Raw genomic sequence first — 18,341 nt, 5'->3', positions numbered from 1 at the left:
GCGTCCTCCGCGTCCTCTGCGGTAAACTACCATTTCTACCCCGAATTTATCACACTTGCCATGTCCCCACTACCCGCACCCGACCCGGCTGCGCTGGAATACAGCGAAAAAACTGCCGCCCTGATCAGGGGTGAAATTGAATCCGCCGGTGGCTGGATTCCGTTCAGCCGATTCATGGAGCTCGCCCTGTATGCGCCCGGCCTCGGTTACTACAGCGCCGGCATGCACAAATTCGGCGCAGCAGGCGATTTTGTCACTGCCCCGGAAATCTCCTCCCTGTTTGGCCAAGCCCTGGCGCAGCAAGCCGCTCAGGTAATCGGGCTCACGGCTGGAAATATTCTGGAAATCGGTCCCGGCTCCGGCCGTCTGGCTTTCGACCTGCTCTCGGAGCTGGAACAACTAGGGCAGTTACCGGAGCGATATTACCTTCTTGAAGTAAGTGCTGACCTGCGCCAGCGCCAGCAACACCTCCTGGCGCGGTTCGCGCCACGTGTCGAGTGGCTGGACGCTCTGCCCGCTTCTTTTTCCGGACTGATCATCGGCAACGAGGTGCTCGATGCGATGCCGGTACACCTCGTAATTTGGGGTCAAGGCAAGCTCCTTGAACGCGGCGTGATCCTGGAAGATGACCTGTTCTGCTGGAGCGAGCGTGCACTGACATCGGGGGAGCTATTCGACACCGCCGCCAGCATCGCGGAGGAGGGTAAAAATTATGTTAGCGAAATCGGCCTCACTGCACGCGGCTTCATTGCCAGTCTCGCCGGATCACTGGAGAAGGGGGCAATTCTGATGCTGGACTATGGTTTTGGCCAGAGTGAGTACTACCATCCACAACGCGACTCGGGCACCCTGATGTGCCACTATCGGCACTACGCCCACGACGACCCGTTCTATCTGCCAGGCCTGCAGGACATCACCTCCCACGTGGATTTCAGCGCCATCGCCGAGACCGGTCTCGCCCACGGACTGAACCTGCTGGGCTATACCAGCCAGGCCCATTTTTTGATCAACAGCGGAATCACCGGCTTGCTGGCACGAGCCTCACCCGAGAAAGCAAGTGCTTACCTGCCGCTCGCCTCCCAGGTGCAGAAGCTGCTCAACCCGGCGGAAATGGGTGAACTGTTCAAGGCGATTGCCTTGGGCAAGGGGCTGAATACAGCGCTGATCGGATTTAGCCAAGGCGACAAAAGTCGCATGCTTTGAGCGCGCCTATTCCTCCCGCAGCGCTTCCACCGGGTTCAGCCGCGATGCGCGGCTGGCAGGGAGCACGCCGGCGACGAGACCGATGACGATGGCGACGGCTTCGGCGAGCAGCACGAAGGTGATGGGGGTGTGCACCGGCAGGGCGGGGACGAAGAGGTGCAACAGTTGCGCGATGCCGATGCCGAGCGCCAGTCCCAGCACGCCGCCGACAGTGGACAAGGCTACCGCCTCGCCAAGAAACAGGCCGAGAATGGTGCGGCGCGGCGCGCCGAGAGCCACCAGCAAGCCGATTTCGCCGGTGCGCTCGGTGACGGCGATAGTCATGATAGTGACGATACCGACGCCGCCGACCAGCAGCGAAATACCCCCCAGGGCACCGACCGCCATAGTCAGGATATCGAGGATATTCGACAGAGTGCGCAGCATGTCTTCCTGTGTGGTCAGGGTGAAATCCTCGCGTCCGTGGCGCGCTTTGAGCAGCGTTTTAAGCGCGTCGGTCACCTCCCTTGCCGGCACACCTTCGGCGTAGGTCACGTTGATTTCCATCAAGCCGTCGCGGTTGTACAGCTCCAGCGCGCGCGCCGCCGGGATGTAGGCGGTGTCGTCCATGTCGATGCCGAGTATCTGCCCCTTGGCTTCCAGCACGCCGATGACGCGGAATTGCATGCCGCCGACGCGCACCCGCGCGCCGAGCGGATTGGTGTCGCCGAAAAGCTCCTTCTTGAGTTTGGCGCCAAGCACCACAAAAGCGCGGGCGCTGTCAGTATCCTCCTGCGGCAGAAACTGGCCGCTCCTGATCTTGATGCGGAAGGCCTTGAGCATGTTTGGCCCGACGCCGTACACCGTGGTGCGGCGCAGGCGTCCATTGCCGCCTACTTCGGAATTGCCCCACACGATAGGCGTCATTGCCGCGACATTGGGCAGATGCGAAGCCGCGCGCGCATCCTCCAGCGTCAGCGGGCGCACCGAGGTGGGAATGCCCGTCGGCGGTGCGCCCGCAGTCTTGACCTTGCCGGGGGTGATCGAGATAACGTTGGTGCCGAACTGAGTGAACTCGGCCAGCACGAAGCGGTGAACGCCCTCGCCGATCGAGGTCAGCAAGATCACCGCCGCGACCCCGACAGCGATGCCAAGCACCGTCAGAAAGCTGCGCAATCGGTGCGCGGTGATGGCGCGCAGAGCGAGGATCATGCTGTCGGCGGAACGGATCATCGCTTCGACAACGCCTGCACCGGATCGAGCGCTGCCGCCCGGCGCGCCGGGGCGACGCCGAACAGGATGCCGCTCGCCAGCGCGGTAACCAAGCCGGCGAGCACCGCCCAAGTTGGCGGATAGGCCGGGAAAGTGGGGTAGAGATGGCGGATCAGAGCCGCGCCCGCCTGGCCGAGCACGTAGCCGACGACGGCTCCGGCCAGCGACAGCATCGTCGCCTCGGCCAGAAAGGCCATCCGGATGGTGCGCCCGGTCGCCCCCAACGCCTTCAGCAGGCCGATTTCTGCTGTGCGCTGGGCGACCGACACCAGCATCACGTTCATCACCAGGATGCCCGCCACCGCCATGCTGATAGCAGCAATCCCGGCGACGCCCAGGGTCAGCACACCAAGCAGGCGATCGAAAGTGGCGAGCACCCCATCCTGGGTGATTACGGTGACATCCAGTTCGCCGTCGTGGCGCAGCTTGAGGATTTCCTCCGCCTGCGCCTTTGCCGCCGGGATCGCCTCGCGGTTACGCGCTTCGATCAGGATGCGGAACAAGGTGTTGCTGTTGAACATCGCCTGGGCCAGCGCCACCGGGACGATCACCAGCTCGTCGTTGTTCATGCCCAACCCCTGGCCGCTGGCGGCGAGCACGCCGATGATGCGGCAACGCCGGTCGCCGATGCGCACCAGCTTGCCGAGAGCAGGTTCAGAACCGAACAGTTCGTCGCGGATTTTTGCGCCGATCACCGCTTCCGCCGAACCTCGCCCCCAGTCCTCGTCCGACAGGAAACGCCCCTGAGCGAGGGAAAGCCGGCGCACCTCGATGAACTGGGAGGTGGTTCCAGCCACGATGACTTCGCGCAGTTTTCCGCCGACGCTGATTTCCGAAGTTCCGATGACCAGCGGCGCAAGGCGGCGGATAGCAGCGCCGCGCAACAGCGCCCGCGCATCCTCGACAGTCAGGTCGCGCGGTGTGCTGGTGATGGCGTTGGCCGGATTGAAACCGCCGGTTTCCGAGCGCCCGGGCAGGACGATGACCAGATTGCTGCCGATGGACGAGAATTCGTTGACGACGTAGCGCCGCGCCCCGTCGCCCAGCGCTGTCAGCACCACCACCGCCGCCACGCCGATCGCCACCGCCAGCACCAGCAGCGAAGTGCGTAGCGGGCTACCGGTGGCCGCGTCGCGGGCGAAGCGGATCAGGTCGGGGGCGCGCATCAGGCGGTTTCGGACAGTGAGAACATGGTTTAAGGGTAGCGGTTTTCTTTGATTGTTTTTTGGGGGAACGGGGGGTAATTAAATGTCCGCTTCCGGAAAAAATGTCCGGATCATTACGCCGCGCCCTCCCGCGCGCTGTCATGCCGTAGCGCGCCATCCTCCATCAGCAACTGACGCCGGGCGTGGCCGCCGAGGACGGGATCGTGGGTGACGATGATAACCGTCACTCCGCTGCCATTGAGTTGTTCGAGCAGGCGGATCACTTCTTCGCCGGTGGCGCGGTCGAGGTTGCCGGTGGGTTCGTCAGCCAGTATCACGGTCGGCCGCATGATGGTGGCGCGGGCGATGGCGACGCGCTGGCGTTGACCACCCGACAGCTGATCCGGACGGTGGCCGGCGCGGTTCTCCAGGCCATAGTCCTTGAGTGCGCAAGCCACCCGGTCGGCGCGCTCCCTGGGCGGAATGCCGGCCAGCATCATCGGCAGCGCGATATTCTCGGCTGCCGTCAGCCGCGGCACCAGGTGAAAGCTCTGGAACACGAAACCGATTCGTTCGCTGCGCACCCGCGCCTGCTCTTCCGGTGAGAGGGTGGTCACGTCTCTCCCTTCAAGACGGTAGACGCCGGCATCGGGCCGGTCGAGCAGGCCGAGCAGGTTGAGCAGCGTCGACTTGCCCGAGCCGGACGGACCCATTACCGCGACGTATTCGCCGGGCGCAATGGCCACATCGAGGTGGCGCAAAGCATGCACTTCGCTGTCGCCGAGCCGGAACACGCGCTCGATGCCGCTCAGTTCGATCTGGGCGGCGCTCATCACTTGCCTGCCGGCGGTATTTTTCCGTCCGCGACGACGTGGACGCCGGCCTTGACCCCCTCGCGTTCGAGCGAGGTGACGACCCGCTCGCCGGGGGCGAGACCTTCGAGCACTTCGGTGTATTCCCAGTTGGCCAGCCCGGTCTTGATCTTGCGTTCCTCCAGCGTGCCATCGGCGCGAGCCACCAGCACCTTGCCACCTTCGAACAAGGCTGGGGTGGGCACGCGCACCACGTTGTCGCGCACGACCAGGATTACCTCGACATCGGCGCTATAGCCGACCAACAGCTTGCCTGCCTCCTCCGGCCGGTCGAAAACCGCTTCGATATCCACCGTCCGCGACTGCTTCTCGACAGCAGAAACATAGGGCGCAACGCGCTTGACGCGGCCCGGGAAGGATTGCTTCGGCAGCGCATCGAGGCTGATGCGCACCGGCTGGCCGGCCTGAATTTTGGGCGCATCCACCTCGTCCATCGGCGCCTTGACGTAGAGGCAGGAATCGTCGATCAGGTCGATGGCCGGCGGGGTCGGCACGCCGGGGGGCGAGGGCGTCGAATATTCGCCCACCTCGCCGACAATCTTGGCTACCGTACCGGCGAAAGGCGCATACAGCACGGTGCGACCCTGCTCGACGCGAGTCACCCGAACATGCGCCTCAGCCTGGACCACATCGGCTTTGGCCGTATCGCAGCCGGCCCGTCGGGACTGGGCGTCGGCGCGGGCGGCTTCCTCCTTGGAAATGGAGACGAAACCCCTGACGCGCAGGGCAGTTTGGCGCCCGGCCTCGCGCTCGGCGTTGGCGGCCAGGGTGCAAGCCTCGCCGACACGCCTTCTCGCCACCTCCGCTTGCGCCTGCGCCAGCTTGCCCTGCGCCTGCTGATCGTCATTCCACAGCTTCATCAGAAGCTGGCCTTTTTTCACCCGGTCGCCTTCCTTCACCGCCAACATCTCGATGCGGCCGCCGAGTATTGTCGACAGCTTAGTACGCTGGCAGGCTTCGACCGTCCCGGCGCGGGTATTGGCGATGGTGGATTCGACCTTGCCCCGGCCCACTTCTGCGAACACGACCGGAATCGGCTTCGGCCGGCCGAACCACCACAGAGCGGTGGCCAGGATGGCGAGAATGGCAAGCCCCAGCGCCAGACGGCGAACCAGCGAATGATCAGGAAGTTTCATGGTTACGGGCGACATTCGTTGAGTTTGGAAATATCATGATCCGACGAATCCTTTTCGGCTGCAAGCTTGCCTTTGAAACTGGAACTTAACCCGGAATCGTCAGCCGCGCCTCAGTGCCGCCGCCTTCCCGTGCCAGCAACTCGATTTTCCAGCCATTGGCTTCCGCCAACTGGCGTGCGATGGCAAGACCCAGCCCGCTGCCTCCGGTTGCACTACTGCGCGACGACTCCAGCCGATAAAATGGCCGAAACACTTCTTCCGCCTGATCGGGAGGAATCCCTGGCCCGCGGTCTAATATGCTTATTCTGGCCCCACCATCCGCACAATCACAGACCATGCTGACCGGTTTTCCGCCGCCATAACGCAGTGCATTTTCGACCAGATTGGAGAGAATACGGCGCAACGCCACCGATGCCACCTCCCGGATGCAGGGTGGTAACGCCCGCCACTCAAGCCCCGTGTCTTGCGCCAATTCACCGAGTAGCACCGCCAGATCCACTGGCCGTTTTTCTTCTTGTCCCAACCCCTGGGCCAGTTCCAGAAACCCGCCGATCAGCTGATTCATTTCTTCCATGTCGCGTTCCATGCGGGCGATCAGTGTGGGTTTGGCATTTTCCGGCATCATCTCAAGAGCAATACGGAGACGGGCCAGGGGGGTGCGCAAATCATGGGAAATCCCCGCCAGCAGAGTGGTGCGGTTGTCCATCAGCTCCTTTACCTGACAGGCCATGCGGTTAAAGGTCTCTGCCAGGGCAGCAAGCTCGGTCGGTCCGGACTCCGGCAGCAGTTCCGGGGTAAGGCCTTCCCGACCCTTGCCGCCGCATCGGCCAGCCGCGCCAACGGGCGCGAAATGCGCCGCGCCAGCACCAGAGAGGTCAACGGGACCAGAATTACCCCCGCCACGATCATCAGCACCAGCGCCAGCATGGGACGCACGCCAAGTCGGTCGAGGGTAAAGCCGATCCGGATCATCTGTCCGCCAATTGGAATTTCCGCCCACATCCACTGCTTTTCCCAATGGGTGACCTTGACGTGTATCGGCGTGCCAACACGCTCTGTCAAAGCACTCTCCAGCAAATGCAGATAGGGCAGGAACTGACCCTCATCCGGCAACGGGGAATAGGCCTTGAATAGCCACAGGTTGTGACTCTTGGCCAACTCGTCCTCAAAATCCCTGCGTGTCTCTGGGGGCAACTCGACCCAAGTCTGGGCGGACAGCACCATCAGCGCCGCCAGATCATCGGCGGAACGCCTGGCCATCGGCAGAAACACGGTCGCCACCGCCACCACCAGCACGACCAGCTGGAACGTCAGCAGGATTGCAGTCAGAGTGGCCGCGGTCCGGCCGAACAGGGTTGTCGGCCGACCCGGCCAGAGTTTCATGCAGCACCCTCATCCGGTGAAAACAGATAGCCCTGCCCCCACACGGTGCGGATATAGCGCGGCTCTGCCGGGTCGAACTCGATCTTGCGGCGCAACCGCGTCACCCGCACGTCGATGCTGCGGTCAAATGGGTCACGCTCAAAGCCCTTGAGCAAGTCCATCAGATAGTCGCGCGACAGCACACGGTTGGCATGTTCAACGAAGATATGCAGCAGCGCGAATTCGCCGCTGGTCAACGCGACCTCCTCACCGTCTCTGAGCAACCGGCGGCGATCAGGGTCAAGCTGAAAAGGCCCGAAACAATAGTTCGCCGGCACCACCGATTCCTTCGCCTCCCCGCGCCGGCGCAGCACCGCCCGGATACGAGCCAGCAATTCACGGGGATTGAACGGCTTGGCCAGGTAATCATCGGCACCCACCTCCAGCCCGATGATCCGATCGATCTCCTCGCCACGCGCCGACAACATGATAATCGGCAAATTGCCGCGCACCCGCAGTCGGCGCGCCAGACTCAAGCCGTCCTCGCCGGGCAGCATCAGATCGAGAATCACCAGATCTGCAGACTGCCTTGCCAGATAAGCTTCCATCTCCACCCCGTCCGCCACCGCGCCGACCGCGTAGCCCTGCCCGGCCAGGTAGTCGGCAAGCAGCTCCCGCAACCCGGCATCGTCGTCCACCACCAGAATATGCACTTTGTGTTCGTTCATCCTAGAAACCTCAGTTGGACGGGGTAGAGTGTGCGGCTTTTAGGGTGTAGGGCAAGGCACAACGACGCGGAATGGCCGTTCCATTCCAAGGAATTGTAACGCCGCCATGTGCCGTAAAAACCGTGCAATCCGCCCCGTAGCGGTCTCACCAACCGGATAAAACGGTAAATCATGAAAAAGTTTATTAGAAGCACAGTATTAAATGTCCAATCGAGCGGTCAACTGAGGTTTCCAGGATCATGGCACCAATATACAAAACAACCTGCCCTGCCGCCATGCTTAGTCACTATTCGTAACACATTGTTACATTTTGACAGTGTCCGGAAATGCTTCTGCAACGTCCAAGGGGGATGATGCACTCCATGGATACGACAGACAACCCAACGGACACGGCGAAAAATGCCGCCATGAAACACCCAGGCTTCGTCGCCGCACCCTTGCTCGCTCTATCACTACTGGCAAGTGCCGGCGCAGAAGCGAACGAGTATCCGCCCCATGATCTCCCGCTACAGCTGGCACAAAACCAGAGCGCTGAAGAGCGTGCCGCCCTGCGCGAACAGTTGGGCAACCGGATGCGTGAAATCAGCCCGGCAGAGCAATCGTTGATGCGCGACTCCGCCTATGACGGCAGGAAACGCATTGAAAATGGCGAAGAGGCCAGAACGGAGCAGCGCGGCGGCCGAAATGAAGGCGGCTACGGTCGCGGCCTCGAATCTCGCCAGGGTGGCGGTGGCATGGGTGGTGGAGGAGGCAGAGGCACGGGTGGTGGACGAGGGCGTTAGCCACTAAATCATCCGGCGTAATGACTTGAACCAAGAGAGCTGCAACGTCAAACAAGGAGTATCAAAAATGCACAAATTATTCACTTTTGCTATTGCGGCAACAACCGGACTGACCGGCCTTGCCACAGCAGCGGATTTCACCGACACCGCACCGGTGATTTCCAGCACCCCGATTTACCGCCAGATCTCCGAGCCGCGCCAGGATTGCTGGACGGAAACGGTGAGTTCCGCCCCTGTGAGCCAGGAAAAATCCTATGGCGGCGCCGTCATCGGCGGCTTGGCGGGCGCACTGCTGGGCAGCCAGGTCGGGCAGGGTAACGGACGCACGGCCGCCGCCGCAGTAGGCGCAGCCACCGGAGCGCTGGTCGGCGACCGAATGGGAAACCCGGCACAGGCAGATGTGCCCAGACAGGTTCAACGCTGCCGCGAGATAGAAACTTCTCGCCAGGAACTCTCCGGCTACAACGTGGTGTACCGCTTCCACGGCAGAGACATCACCACTACCCTGCCCTACGACCCGGGCAGCCATGTTCGTCTCGGCGTCAACGTACTCGGCGCCGGCAGCTAAACTTTTTTATCAACCGTCACTGTACAAGGAGAAACAAATGCGTAAATCCACATTAATTGTCGTACTGACTACCATGGCCCTGGGCATGTCCACCGTCACCTTCGCCCGTGGTGGTGGTGGCGGAGGAGGAGGCGGTGGAATGGCTGGCGGGTCGGGTGGTGGGATGGGCGGCGGAACAGGTCAGATGGGCAGCCAGAATTCCGGCAACTCTGGCAGCGCCGAGAACACCCAGCGCAAGCAGGAGCGCATGCAACAGCAACAGGAAGAACGCGCCCAGAACCAGAACCAGGAACAGACCAGGACACGCACCCGCGAACACCAGCCGCAAACCGGCACAACCGTGGCACCCCAGTAACAGACTTAAACCAGTCCCGCTCGCGGTGCGAGCAGGACTGGATCATCTTTCCTCCCCTTTGCTCGGCCTCGCGCCGAGCTTTTTTTCGCCCGGCACAATCGCGACATCCTCTCTTGCAAGTTGCTGCGTAATTACATTAAAGTGGGCCTCTCATTCACATCCACGGAGAAGCCCAAAGATGAGCGGTCAGCGGTATTACGCACGAGGGGTTTTTGCGCTGTTCGCTCTGCTCTTTCCCGTTCAGCACGCTACGGCTGAAACCGTCGAGGCAAAGCTCTCCACCGGCATCATCGCTACCGCCGACTTCCGCGCCGGCCAGCCATCACGCCCTGCCATCCTGTTGCTGCATGGATTTCTCCAGACTCGCTACGCGCCACCGATGAGTTCCCTGGCGAACACCCTCGCCGACCGGGGTTACACTGTACTGACCCCCACCCTTACGCTCGACATCAACCGACGCGCCAAAAGTCTGGCCTGCGAGGCGGTGCATACACACACCATGGAAGGGGATGTCGCAGAAATCGGCTTTTGGGCAAACTGGCTGGCCAACAAAGGCTACAGCAGCATCGCGCTGATCGGCCACAGTGTCGGCAGCACTCAAATCCTTCGCTATGCTGCCAAGGATCCCAACCAGGCGGTAAAGAAAGTTGTTCTGACCAGCCTGGTTCCATTTCACGGCAAACCGCAGGAGGTACAGAATGCTTTAGCCTTGGCAAAGCGCCCTGCCGGTGAGCGAAACCTGGGGCGATTTACATTGACCTATTGCAATAACAATTACGTCGCCCCCCCTGCCGCCTACCTGTCCTACGTGTCCAACGACACCAAGCAGACTCTGGACCTGCTCGGAAAAACCAAGGTGCCTGCTGAGGTTATTTTAGGCACTGCCGATAAAACGATTACCACGGACTGGCCCCAGAAAATCCAGAGCCGGGGCACTCCAGTTACCATCATTGATAAGGCAAGTCATTTCTTCGACGGCGCGCAGGAATTTGACCTTGCAGACAAAGTCGAGGCTATCTTGCAAAATTTGCCCGCGGGGAATCAATGATACCGCTGGTGCCAGAACGGAAGCGCTTGTGGCCATTAACGATCAAGGCTTATGCGATTGGCTTCATCATCTTGATGTCGCTGGTGTTTGGCATTCTGGGATGGGCCGTCCAATACAAACTGGCCACGATCAGCACCGCAGCAAAAATTCACAATACGAAGTCCGCGAAAGAAGAACTGGCTTATGCCCTATCCCACATCATCGATGAAATAAATCAAAGAGCGGATAACCTCGCTCTTCAGGACGAAACCCATCAGCAACTCGCCAACCCCGCTTATTATGGCTATTGGCGCGATAACCGGGTTCGTGGTGCGGGCGTTCTGCCTGCTTATACGCAAGCAATCGAAATATACACAGCACAAGGCAAGTCCCTGGCCGCACATCCGACCCACGACATGCCGACCAACATCAACCGGCTGAATAGCGACAGCTTTCTCACCCGCCAGGGGAACCACTATTATCTCTACGTTTTTCACCCGATTCCCTCCATTGATAAACATCCAGACTCGCCCCTTCTAGGTTACCTGGGCTTCAAACTCGATTTCGCGCAAGCGGTTAACGAAGAACAGCGGTTCAGCTACATCGACCCAGGCAGCATCCACATCAAAATCGAAGAACAGGAACACCTTCCACTCTCGCAACTCACTTCACGCCTTGAATTCAAGCTTCTGCCCAACAAGGAAAGCACGGCGCTCGCAAGTACGATCGAACAGTTCCAACAGCAAGCCCTGCTGGTGCTGATCGGATTGTCCCTGCTCTTTTACCTGATGCTGACCTCTCTCCTGGCGGCCCCGCTACGTCGCCTGTCATCGCATATCGACGCCCTGCGCGAAGGCCAGGGCGGATTGCTGGCCGAGAGCTTCACCCGCAGCCTGCCGGTGGCCGAACTGGAGAAAGTGCGCCATTCTCTGAACGATTACCAGAACCAGCTGGAGCAAATGCACCACAGTCTGAACGAAAAAAACGACGAACTTTGGACGCTGGCTCACCGCGACCCGCTCACCGGCGTCTATAACCGGCGCGGCTTCGAGGAGGATTGGAAGCATGTGCGATCGGTATCGTCCGGCCATCGCCTCGAAGTCTCCTTGCTCCTGTTCGATTGCGATCATTTCAAGGCCATCAATGACACCTACGGCCATCAAGCTGGCGACCAGGTTATCCAGGCCATCACCCACTCGCTGCAAAGCACGCTGCGCCGCGGCGACCGACTCTATCGACTGGGCGGCGACGAATTCGCGACCCTGTTTCTGGACATCGACCCCGATCTCGCCATGCAGACTGCGGAGCGGTGCCTTGAAGCCGTCAGCCAATACGACTTTTCCAGCCTGGGCATCAGGGAACCGGTGCGCATCAGCGCTGGGCTGGCCTACGCTTCAGCCTCTGACGCCGAAACCCTGGCCACCCTGCCGAAACAGGCCGATATCGCGATGTACCATGCCAAGCGGCCCGGCAAGAAAAAGGTTGCCGTTTACGATGACAGCATGACCAACGACGCTGGCGTCCTTTTCTCGACCAGCGTGACAAACGCGGTTTTTGAAGCCATCACGACGGGTGAGTCAATCGAAATGCACTACCAGCCGGTAGTCAATCTGGCCAACGGCGAGGTGGATTACTACGAGGCACTGGTGCGCATCCGCGCTGGCCATGAACTGATCATGCCTTCCTCGATCTTCCCCATCATCGAGGCGCGCCGGCTTGAAGCGGAATTCGACTTCGCCGTCATCGGACGCATCGAAAAAGACCTCGAACAGGGTGCCATTCCGGCCCTAACCGGCATCTCCCTCAACGTATCCGGCCCCGGCGTAATCGACCCAAAAATCGTCGGCAAGCTCCTGGAACTGGGCCGCTTCTTGAATCGCTACCGGCTGATCATAGAAATCACCGAAACAGCCCTGATTACCCAGTTCCATCAAGCCTCCGCCAACCTCAACAAACTGCGACAAGACGGTTTCAAGATTGCGCTCGACGATTTCGGCAGCGGCTATTCTTCACTTGGCTATCTGGCCAACATGCCGGTCGACATTATCAAGTTCGACATCTCCATGGTTCGCCATCTCGACGCCGGCGGCAGGCAAGGCCTCATCGTCGAAAATCTGGCTACCATGATTATCAAGGCAGGCTATCAGATGGTCGCCGAGGGCATCGAAACCGAAAAAACCTTGCAAAATATCGTGGGGATCGGCTTTTCGCGCGGCCAAGGCTATCTGTTCGGGCGCCCGGAAAATATCTGCCGGGACGCAACCAAATTCTCAATCTTCAACAAAACTTAAGTGAGGTCACCATGTCGCAAACTAAAATTCTGCTGGACGAAGCCGAAATCCCAACCCACTGGTACAACGTCGTCGCCGACATGCCCAACCCGCCCGCTCCGCCACTAGGGCCAGACGGCAAACCGATTGGCCCGGAAGCGCTCACCGCCATCTTTCCAATGAGTCTGATCGAACAGGAAATGTCCGCCCAGCGCTGGATCGAAATCCCCGAAAAAGTGCGCGAAATTTATCAGTTATGGCGGCCCTCGCCGATGTTCCGCGCTCACCGGCTTGAAGCGGCGCTCGGCACACCGGCGAAGATTTATTACAAGTACGAAGGCGTGTCTCCGGCCGGATCGCACAAACCCAACACCGCCGTGGCGCAGGCCTATTACAACGCAGAAGCCGGCATCAAGCGCATCGCCACCGAAACCGGCGCCGGACAATGGGGCTGCTCGATGGCCCTGGCGGGACAGATGTTCGGGCTGGATGTGCGGGTCTACATGGTCAAGGTGAGTTACGGTCAGAAACCCTACCGCCGTTCGATGATGCAAGCCTGGGGCGCAGAAGTGTTCGCCAGCCCGAGCATGGAAACCCATACCGGACGTGCCGCCTTGGCTGCCGACCCTGACAACCAGGGCTCGCTCGGTCTGGCGATCTCAGAAGCGGTGGAAGACGCCGCCAACCGCGCTGACACCAACTATGCGCTGGGTTCGGTGCTCAACCATGTGCTGTTGCACCAGACCGTGATCGGCCTGGAAGCCAAAAAACAATTCGAGAAGGTGGGTGATTACCCGGACATGATCTTCGCCCCCTGCGGCGGCGGCTCCAACTTCGGCGGCGCAGCTTTCCCCTTCTTTGCCGACAAGGCTGCCGGCAAAAACGTGCGCCTGGTTGCGGTGGAACCCACCTCCTGCCCGACGCTGACCCGCGGCCATTATGCCTACGACTTCGGCGACACCGCCAAGCTCACGCCGATGATGCTGATGTACACCCTCGGCCACGACTTCATGCCCCCCGGCATCCACGCTGGCGGCCTGCGCTACCACGGCGACTCAGCCCTGGTGTCACAGCTTTACCACGAGAAGCTGATCGAGGCGGTAGCCGTGCCGCAACTAGCCACCTTCCAGGCCGGCGTCACCTTCGCCCGCGCCGAGGGCATCATCCCTGCGCCGGAATCCAACCATGCCATCGCGGCCTGCATCGACGAGGCATTGCGCTGCAAGGAAAGTGGCGAAGCGAAGACGCTGTTCTTCAACCTCTCCGGCCACGGCCACTTCGACATGGGCGCCTACGACAGCTACTTCAGCGGCAAGCTGGAGGATTTCGCCTATCCCGAGGAAGCGATCAAGGCCGCGCTGGAACGGCTACCCAAGGTCGGCTGAACAGTGCCACAAAAATGCAGAGGGGGCCTGGATTGGCCCCCTCTGCATTCCATAATCGTTGCCCTTTCCCCACCGGTTCACCTTGCCCAGTTTTCACGCCAGGTTTTGATCGCTTCAAACCGTGCCTCGTAAACCCGGTCACGAATCTTCGCCGGGTCGTCGCATTGCCGGGCTACTGCACCGGCATCTACTGACTGAGCGACCTTGAGCGCTTCGCGCAGAAAGTCGGCCGGTTCGAACACGGCATCCTGGTAACCCAGCCGGCCGCAACAATCAGCAGTGCAGGCCAGAAGAAAGGATTCGAAGCGCCATGGCTGACGCAGAGCATCGGTTTCCTGCAGCAGCTTGAGCAGGGTTTCCGGCCGCAACTCGAAAGCACGCAGCGGCACGCCGTGAAAGCGCGCCACCACCAGCGCCAGTTCGCGGCAGTCGTTGGGCACACGCAGGCGCTGGCACAGTGGCTTCGCCAGCTCGAAGCTGCGCGCTTCATGGCCAATGTGGCGCGGCCATTCCGCGTGCGGCGTAGTACCCTTGCCGAGGTCATGAGTGAGGGCCGCGAAGCGAACCGGCAGTTCGTAGTTCTTGGCGGCAGCATAATCCACCACCATCATCACATGGACGCCAGTATCAATCTCGGGATGATATTTTTCGGTCTGCGGTACGCCGAACAGGGCGTCCAGCTCAGGCAGGATACGAACCAGCGCCCCGCACTCGCGCAGGGCCAGAAACATGCGCGAAGGAACGTTTTCCATCAGTCCGCGCGACAGTTCCTGCCAAACCCGCTCCGGCACCAGCGCATCGACTTCGCCGTTGGCGGCCATTTCTCGCATCAGAACGAGTGTTTCCGGCGCGATGGCAAAACCGAAACGCGCGGCGAAACGCGCCACCCGCAACACCCGCACCGGATCTTCGACGAAGGCCGGGCTAACGTGGCGCAACACCCCGGCTTTGAGATCGGCCATGCCGCCGTAGGGGTCGATGAACAGACCGTCTTCGTCCTTGGCGATGGCGTTGATGGTCAGGTCGCGTCGCGCCAGGTCTTCCTCCAGCGTCACCTCGGGCGCGGCAGACACCTGGAAACCTTTGTAGCCACGCGCGGTTTTTCGCTCGGTGCGGGCCAGGGCATATTCCTCGTGAGTCCTGGGATGAAGAAATACTGGAAAATCCTTGCCCACCGGCTTGAATCCCTGGGCCACCATTTCTTCCGGCGTCGCGCCGACGACCACATAGTCGCGGTCGACGACCGGCAAGCCAAGCAATTCGTCGCGCACCGCACCGCCGACGGCGAAGATTTTCATGAAAATTAACGTTTCTCGTCGATAAACCGTTTGAATAGTGGTGCTGCGATGGGGGCCAGATATAATGGCGCTTCAGCCTCCACAGCGGCAGGCTGGATGCCGAATACCTCAGGGAATGGGCAGGCGCACACTGCGTCGGTTTTTAGCGTCAAATAGTTATCGTGGGTCAGCAACTTTATCGGCATCAAACCCAGAATAATCGACTGTAATGAAGACATTCCCGCTGACAGCGGAATGACCGTCCGCTTAAGGCCTTTGACCTCGGCGACGTATTCGACCAGTTCCTGCAAAGTATAAACTGTCGGGCCGCACAGATCGTAACTCTGTCCAAAAGTGGCCGGATTATTCACGCTGGCCACGATGGCCTGGGCCACATCGCCGACATAGATGGGCTGCATTTTGGCACTCGAGCTACCGAGCGGAAAAACAGGCGTCCAGTTAAGCAACCCGGCAAACAGATTAAGAAAACTATCCCCGGGGCCAAAAATCACCGATGGGCGGAATACCGTCACCGCCAGAGGCTCGCCGTGAGCCTCACGCACCAGCGCTTCACCCTCGCCCTTGCTGCGCTGGTAGCGACTCAAGCCATCCACACTAGCGCCGATAGCGCTCATGTGCAGCAACCTTTTCACTCCCGTCGCCCGACAGGCTTCCACCACCTTGCGCGGCAGATCCACGTGCGCACGCTGGAAAGCGCCGCGCTTTCTTTCGTGGAGGATGCCGACCAGATTGACCACGGCATCCATGCCCTGCAACATTTTTTTTAATTCGACCGGGTCATGGATGTCCGCTTCCACCAGCGACACTGTCGGCAGTACCGTAAGATGCTTGGCCCGGTTGATATTGCGGTAGGGAACACGCACTTCATACCCCTGCTCGCACAACCGGCTTACCACATGCTGACCCACAAAACCGCCTCCGCCCAGCACACACACTTTCTTGATTTCCATTATTATTCTCCTTAATCGCACGCCGGTGCGCGCTCGTCATCGGTGCCGCAGTCTGTTTTTCCACTGCCTCTCGTTATCGTGCCCAGACGCTGCTTCAATGACTGCAACTGCTGGCCGAATTGGTTGCCATAGTAGACGGCGTTGCTCATGACCTTCTGCACATAGCCACGGGTTTCCGTAAACGGGATAGTTTCAGCATAGATCGCGCCTTCCATCGGCGCCTCGCTGCGCCACCGAATGGCACGGCTAGGGCCGGCGTTGTAGGCGGCGGTCGCCAGAACCGGCTGGCCTTCGAGTTTATCGAGCACATACTTGAGATAATAAGTGCCGAGCATCACGTTGGTATCCAGCTGATTGACCAACGACTGACGAAAGTTCTTCATTCCCATGCGTTTCGCCACCCACCGCGCCGTACCCGGCATCAGCTGCATCAACCCCGACGCGCCGACGCCGGAACGCGCCTGCTGGACAAAGCGGCTTTCCTGGCGGATCAAGCCATATACCCAGGCCTCGTCCAGGCCCACCTGACGCGCTTGCTCCTGCATCACGTCACGATGCGGAGCAGGAAAACGCAGGCTAAAATCGTGCAGCTGCTGGGTCCTATCTGCCGTACTGATGGCACGGTCATACCAGCCATGGCGCTGCGCCACCTCTGCCGCTGCCAGCAAGTGCCGGTCGTCGAGCCCGCGCACCGCCCACATCCACTCACGGTTGGCCTCGTAGCGCAGATTCATCTCGTACAGCGCTAGCGCACGCTGGATTGCAGGCAGTTTCTCCATCGCCTTGATCTCGTCACTACCCGCCTTAAAGCTTTCAACAGGGGAACCCGCCACCACGCCCAGTTCCCCGGCTGCAAGTTGACCATAATAATTAAATTCCTTCGATAGCGGTGCCAGGATTGCATTGCCCTGCACCGCCTTGCCCTGCGACTTGAGGGCACGCGCCTTCCAGTAGCGCCAGGAGCCCTGGTTCTGCTCCGCCTCCGACATCGCAGCAATAGCAGCCTGCACTTCCTGCCAGTTTTGCTCGCGCAGCGCCGCGCGCACCTTCCAAGCGAGCTGCAAGTCGGAAAGGCGAGTTCCGACCGCCTTGCCAAACCAGGCTAGTGCAGCCGGGTCGTGCTTGCGTGCCGCATGCAAAGCCAGCTGACCCCAGCCATAAGCCTGTTCTTCCGCACCAAACTGAGACTGCAAAGCATTCCAGTAAGGCAATGCCTGCTGCGGCTGGCTGCGGGCCACGCGTGACAGGGCGAACAGGGTCAGCTCCCGGCCAGCACGGGTCGAAAGGCTCACCGGTAGCTTATCGAGAAAGGCGAGCGGATTTTCCGCCGCGCGATCCAATTCGCGCAGGGGAATCTCCTGCTGGCCAGGGAAGTAAAGCGCAACATGCTTTGCCACGCTGACGTTACCCGCCTCCAGGGTCAACCTCAAACGCGCCCATACATCTTCCACGGTGAGCAGGCCGTTGATCGCCAAAGCATCAGACAGAGGCAGGCAGCTCGACGGCTGCTCTTCCGCGCTGAACCAGTAGGGCTTGGCCTCCGCCAGTGCGGTGCTATCACCCAATGCAAGCCGCGCCTGCAGGGCATAGCAGACCAGATCCGAGTCCCTGGTAATCAGCGCAGGGTATTCGCTCATATACAGCTCCCAGCGCTGGCTTTTTGCCAGCATCCGCAGCCATTCAGCGAGCAGCCGGTCAGCCAGGAAACTGTCCCCGTTACGCTGGATGTAGGCTTTGATCTCTTCCGGGCGCGCTTCCTTGAGGTGCAACATGAGTTGCATATAAGCGACGAAAGGCTCCAGCACATGCCCATGCAAGCGCGCGGCCATGGTATCGAAACGGGAAATATTGCCAGACTTGAAAGCCTCGCGCGCTGCAGAGAAGTCAGCCTCGTAGTTTGCCGAGGCCACATTACTGAATGCGGAAAGAGCGGCTCCCGCGGAAAAAACAACCGCAATTAAGATAAATCTCATAAGTGCTATAGTAAGTTTTTACGCCCTTAAAAGATA

The 18,341-nt window shown here is 60.4% G+C and carries 17 protein-coding genes; 7 read left to right on the top strand and 10 right to left on the bottom strand.

Going from position 1 to position 18,341, the window contains the following annotated elements; all coding sequences use genetic code 11:
• Positions 1–60 precede the first annotated feature (60 nt).
• Positions 61–1,203 carry a class I SAM-dependent methyltransferase gene (locus SCD_RS02040; protein ID WP_009206793.1) on the top strand — a complete coding sequence of 381 codons (1,143 nt, stop codon included), beginning with the start codon at positions 61–63 and terminating at the stop codon, positions 1,201–1,203.
• Positions 1,204–1,209: 6 nt separating this feature from the next.
• Here SCD_RS02040 and SCD_RS02035 read toward each other — a convergent pair whose 3' ends face one another.
• The 7 genes from SCD_RS02035 to SCD_RS02010 form a co-directional block, all read right to left on the bottom strand.
• Complete coding sequence (locus tag SCD_RS02035) at positions 1,210–2,415, bottom strand: ABC transporter permease (RefSeq protein ID WP_009206794.1); 1,206 nt, start codon at positions 2,413–2,415, stop codon at positions 1,210–1,212.
• Positions 2,412–3,620, bottom strand: coding sequence for an ABC transporter permease (locus tag SCD_RS02030; RefSeq protein ID WP_009206795.1), 1,209 nt, complete (start codon positions 3,618–3,620; stop codon positions 2,412–2,414). The genes SCD_RS02035 and SCD_RS02030 overlap by 4 nt, the downstream gene beginning before the upstream one ends.
• A 113-nt stretch (positions 3,621–3,733) precedes the next feature.
• Complete coding sequence (locus SCD_RS02025) at positions 3,734–4,432, bottom strand: ABC transporter ATP-binding protein (RefSeq protein ID WP_009206796.1); 699 nt, start codon at positions 4,430–4,432, stop codon at positions 3,734–3,736.
• The gene (locus SCD_RS02020; RefSeq protein WP_009206797.1) at positions 4,432–5,607 is read right to left on the bottom strand and encodes an efflux RND transporter periplasmic adaptor subunit; all 1,176 of its coding nucleotides are present in this window, start codon (positions 5,605–5,607) and stop codon (positions 4,432–4,434) included. Before SCD_RS02020 ends, SCD_RS02025 begins: the two co-directional genes overlap by 1 nt.
• A gap of 85 nt (positions 5,608–5,692) precedes the next feature.
• The gene (locus SCD_RS16690) at positions 5,693–6,313 is read right to left on the bottom strand and encodes a sensor histidine kinase (protein ID WP_009206798.1); all 621 of its coding nucleotides are present in this window, start codon (positions 6,311–6,313) and stop codon (positions 5,693–5,695) included.
• Positions 6,314–6,321: 8 nt separating this feature from the next.
• Entirely contained in the window at positions 6,322–6,990 is a 669-nt protein-coding gene (locus SCD_RS16685; protein WP_009206799.1) for a HAMP domain-containing protein, read from the bottom strand.
• On the bottom strand, positions 6,987–7,697 hold the full coding sequence (locus tag SCD_RS02010; RefSeq protein WP_009206800.1) for a response regulator: 711 nt from the start codon (positions 7,695–7,697) through the stop codon (positions 6,987–6,989). Before SCD_RS02010 ends, SCD_RS16685 begins: the two co-directional genes overlap by 4 nt.
• 362 nt (positions 7,698–8,059) lie before the next feature.
• Between SCD_RS02010 and SCD_RS16610 the strand changes: the two genes are divergently transcribed.
• From SCD_RS16610 to SCD_RS01980, 6 genes are all read left to right on the top strand, one after another.
• On the top strand, positions 8,060–8,479 hold the full coding sequence (locus tag SCD_RS16610) for a hypothetical protein (protein ID WP_148290729.1): 420 nt from the start codon (positions 8,060–8,062) through the stop codon (positions 8,477–8,479).
• A gap of 67 nt (positions 8,480–8,546) precedes the next feature.
• Complete coding sequence (locus SCD_RS02000; protein ID WP_009206802.1) at positions 8,547–9,047, top strand: glycine zipper 2TM domain-containing protein; 501 nt, start codon at positions 8,547–8,549, stop codon at positions 9,045–9,047.
• Positions 9,048–9,084: 37 nt separating this feature from the next.
• Positions 9,085–9,402 (top strand): hypothetical protein, encoded by a 318-nt coding sequence (locus tag SCD_RS16605; protein ID WP_009206803.1) that lies wholly within the window; start codon positions 9,085–9,087, stop codon positions 9,400–9,402.
• Positions 9,403–9,580: 178 nt separating this feature from the next.
• Positions 9,581–10,450, top strand: a complete 870-nt coding sequence (locus SCD_RS01990; protein WP_009206804.1) for an alpha/beta fold hydrolase — start codon at positions 9,581–9,583, stop codon at positions 10,448–10,450.
• Positions 10,451–10,458: 8 nt separating this feature from the next.
• Positions 10,459–12,720: a putative bifunctional diguanylate cyclase/phosphodiesterase gene (locus tag SCD_RS01985; protein ID WP_232504425.1), complete on the top strand. Its 2,262-nt coding sequence runs from the start codon at positions 10,459–10,461 to the stop codon at positions 12,718–12,720.
• An 11-nt stretch (positions 12,721–12,731) separates the two neighbouring features.
• Positions 12,732–14,084, top strand: a complete 1,353-nt coding sequence (locus tag SCD_RS01980; protein ID WP_009206806.1) for a TrpB-like pyridoxal phosphate-dependent enzyme — start codon at positions 12,732–12,734, stop codon at positions 14,082–14,084.
• 77 nt (positions 14,085–14,161) lie between these two features.
• Here SCD_RS01980 and SCD_RS01975 read toward each other — a convergent pair whose 3' ends face one another.
• From SCD_RS01975 to SCD_RS01965, 3 genes are read right to left on the bottom strand one after another with little or no spacing between them, the layout of a single operon-like run.
• The gene (locus SCD_RS01975; protein WP_009206807.1) at positions 14,162–15,382 is read right to left on the bottom strand and encodes a multifunctional CCA addition/repair protein; all 1,221 of its coding nucleotides are present in this window, start codon (positions 15,380–15,382) and stop codon (positions 14,162–14,164) included.
• 5 nt (positions 15,383–15,387) lie between these two features.
• Positions 15,388–16,332 carry a complex I NDUFA9 subunit family protein gene (locus tag SCD_RS01970; RefSeq protein ID WP_009206808.1) on the bottom strand — a complete coding sequence of 315 codons (945 nt, stop codon included), beginning with the start codon at positions 16,330–16,332 and terminating at the stop codon, positions 15,388–15,390.
• An 11-nt stretch (positions 16,333–16,343) separates the two neighbouring features.
• Positions 16,344–18,305 carry a lytic transglycosylase domain-containing protein gene (locus SCD_RS01965; protein ID WP_009206809.1) on the bottom strand — a complete coding sequence of 654 codons (1,962 nt, stop codon included), beginning with the start codon at positions 18,303–18,305 and terminating at the stop codon, positions 16,344–16,346.
• Positions 18,306–18,341: the final 36 nt, after the last annotated feature.

Origin of the sequence: Sulfuricella denitrificans skB26 (assembly GCF_000297055.2) — a bacterium.
Taxonomy (GTDB): Bacteria; Pseudomonadota; Gammaproteobacteria; order Burkholderiales; family Sulfuricellaceae; genus Sulfuricella; species Sulfuricella denitrificans.
This window is presented reverse-complemented; position numbering and strand designations above follow the sequence as displayed.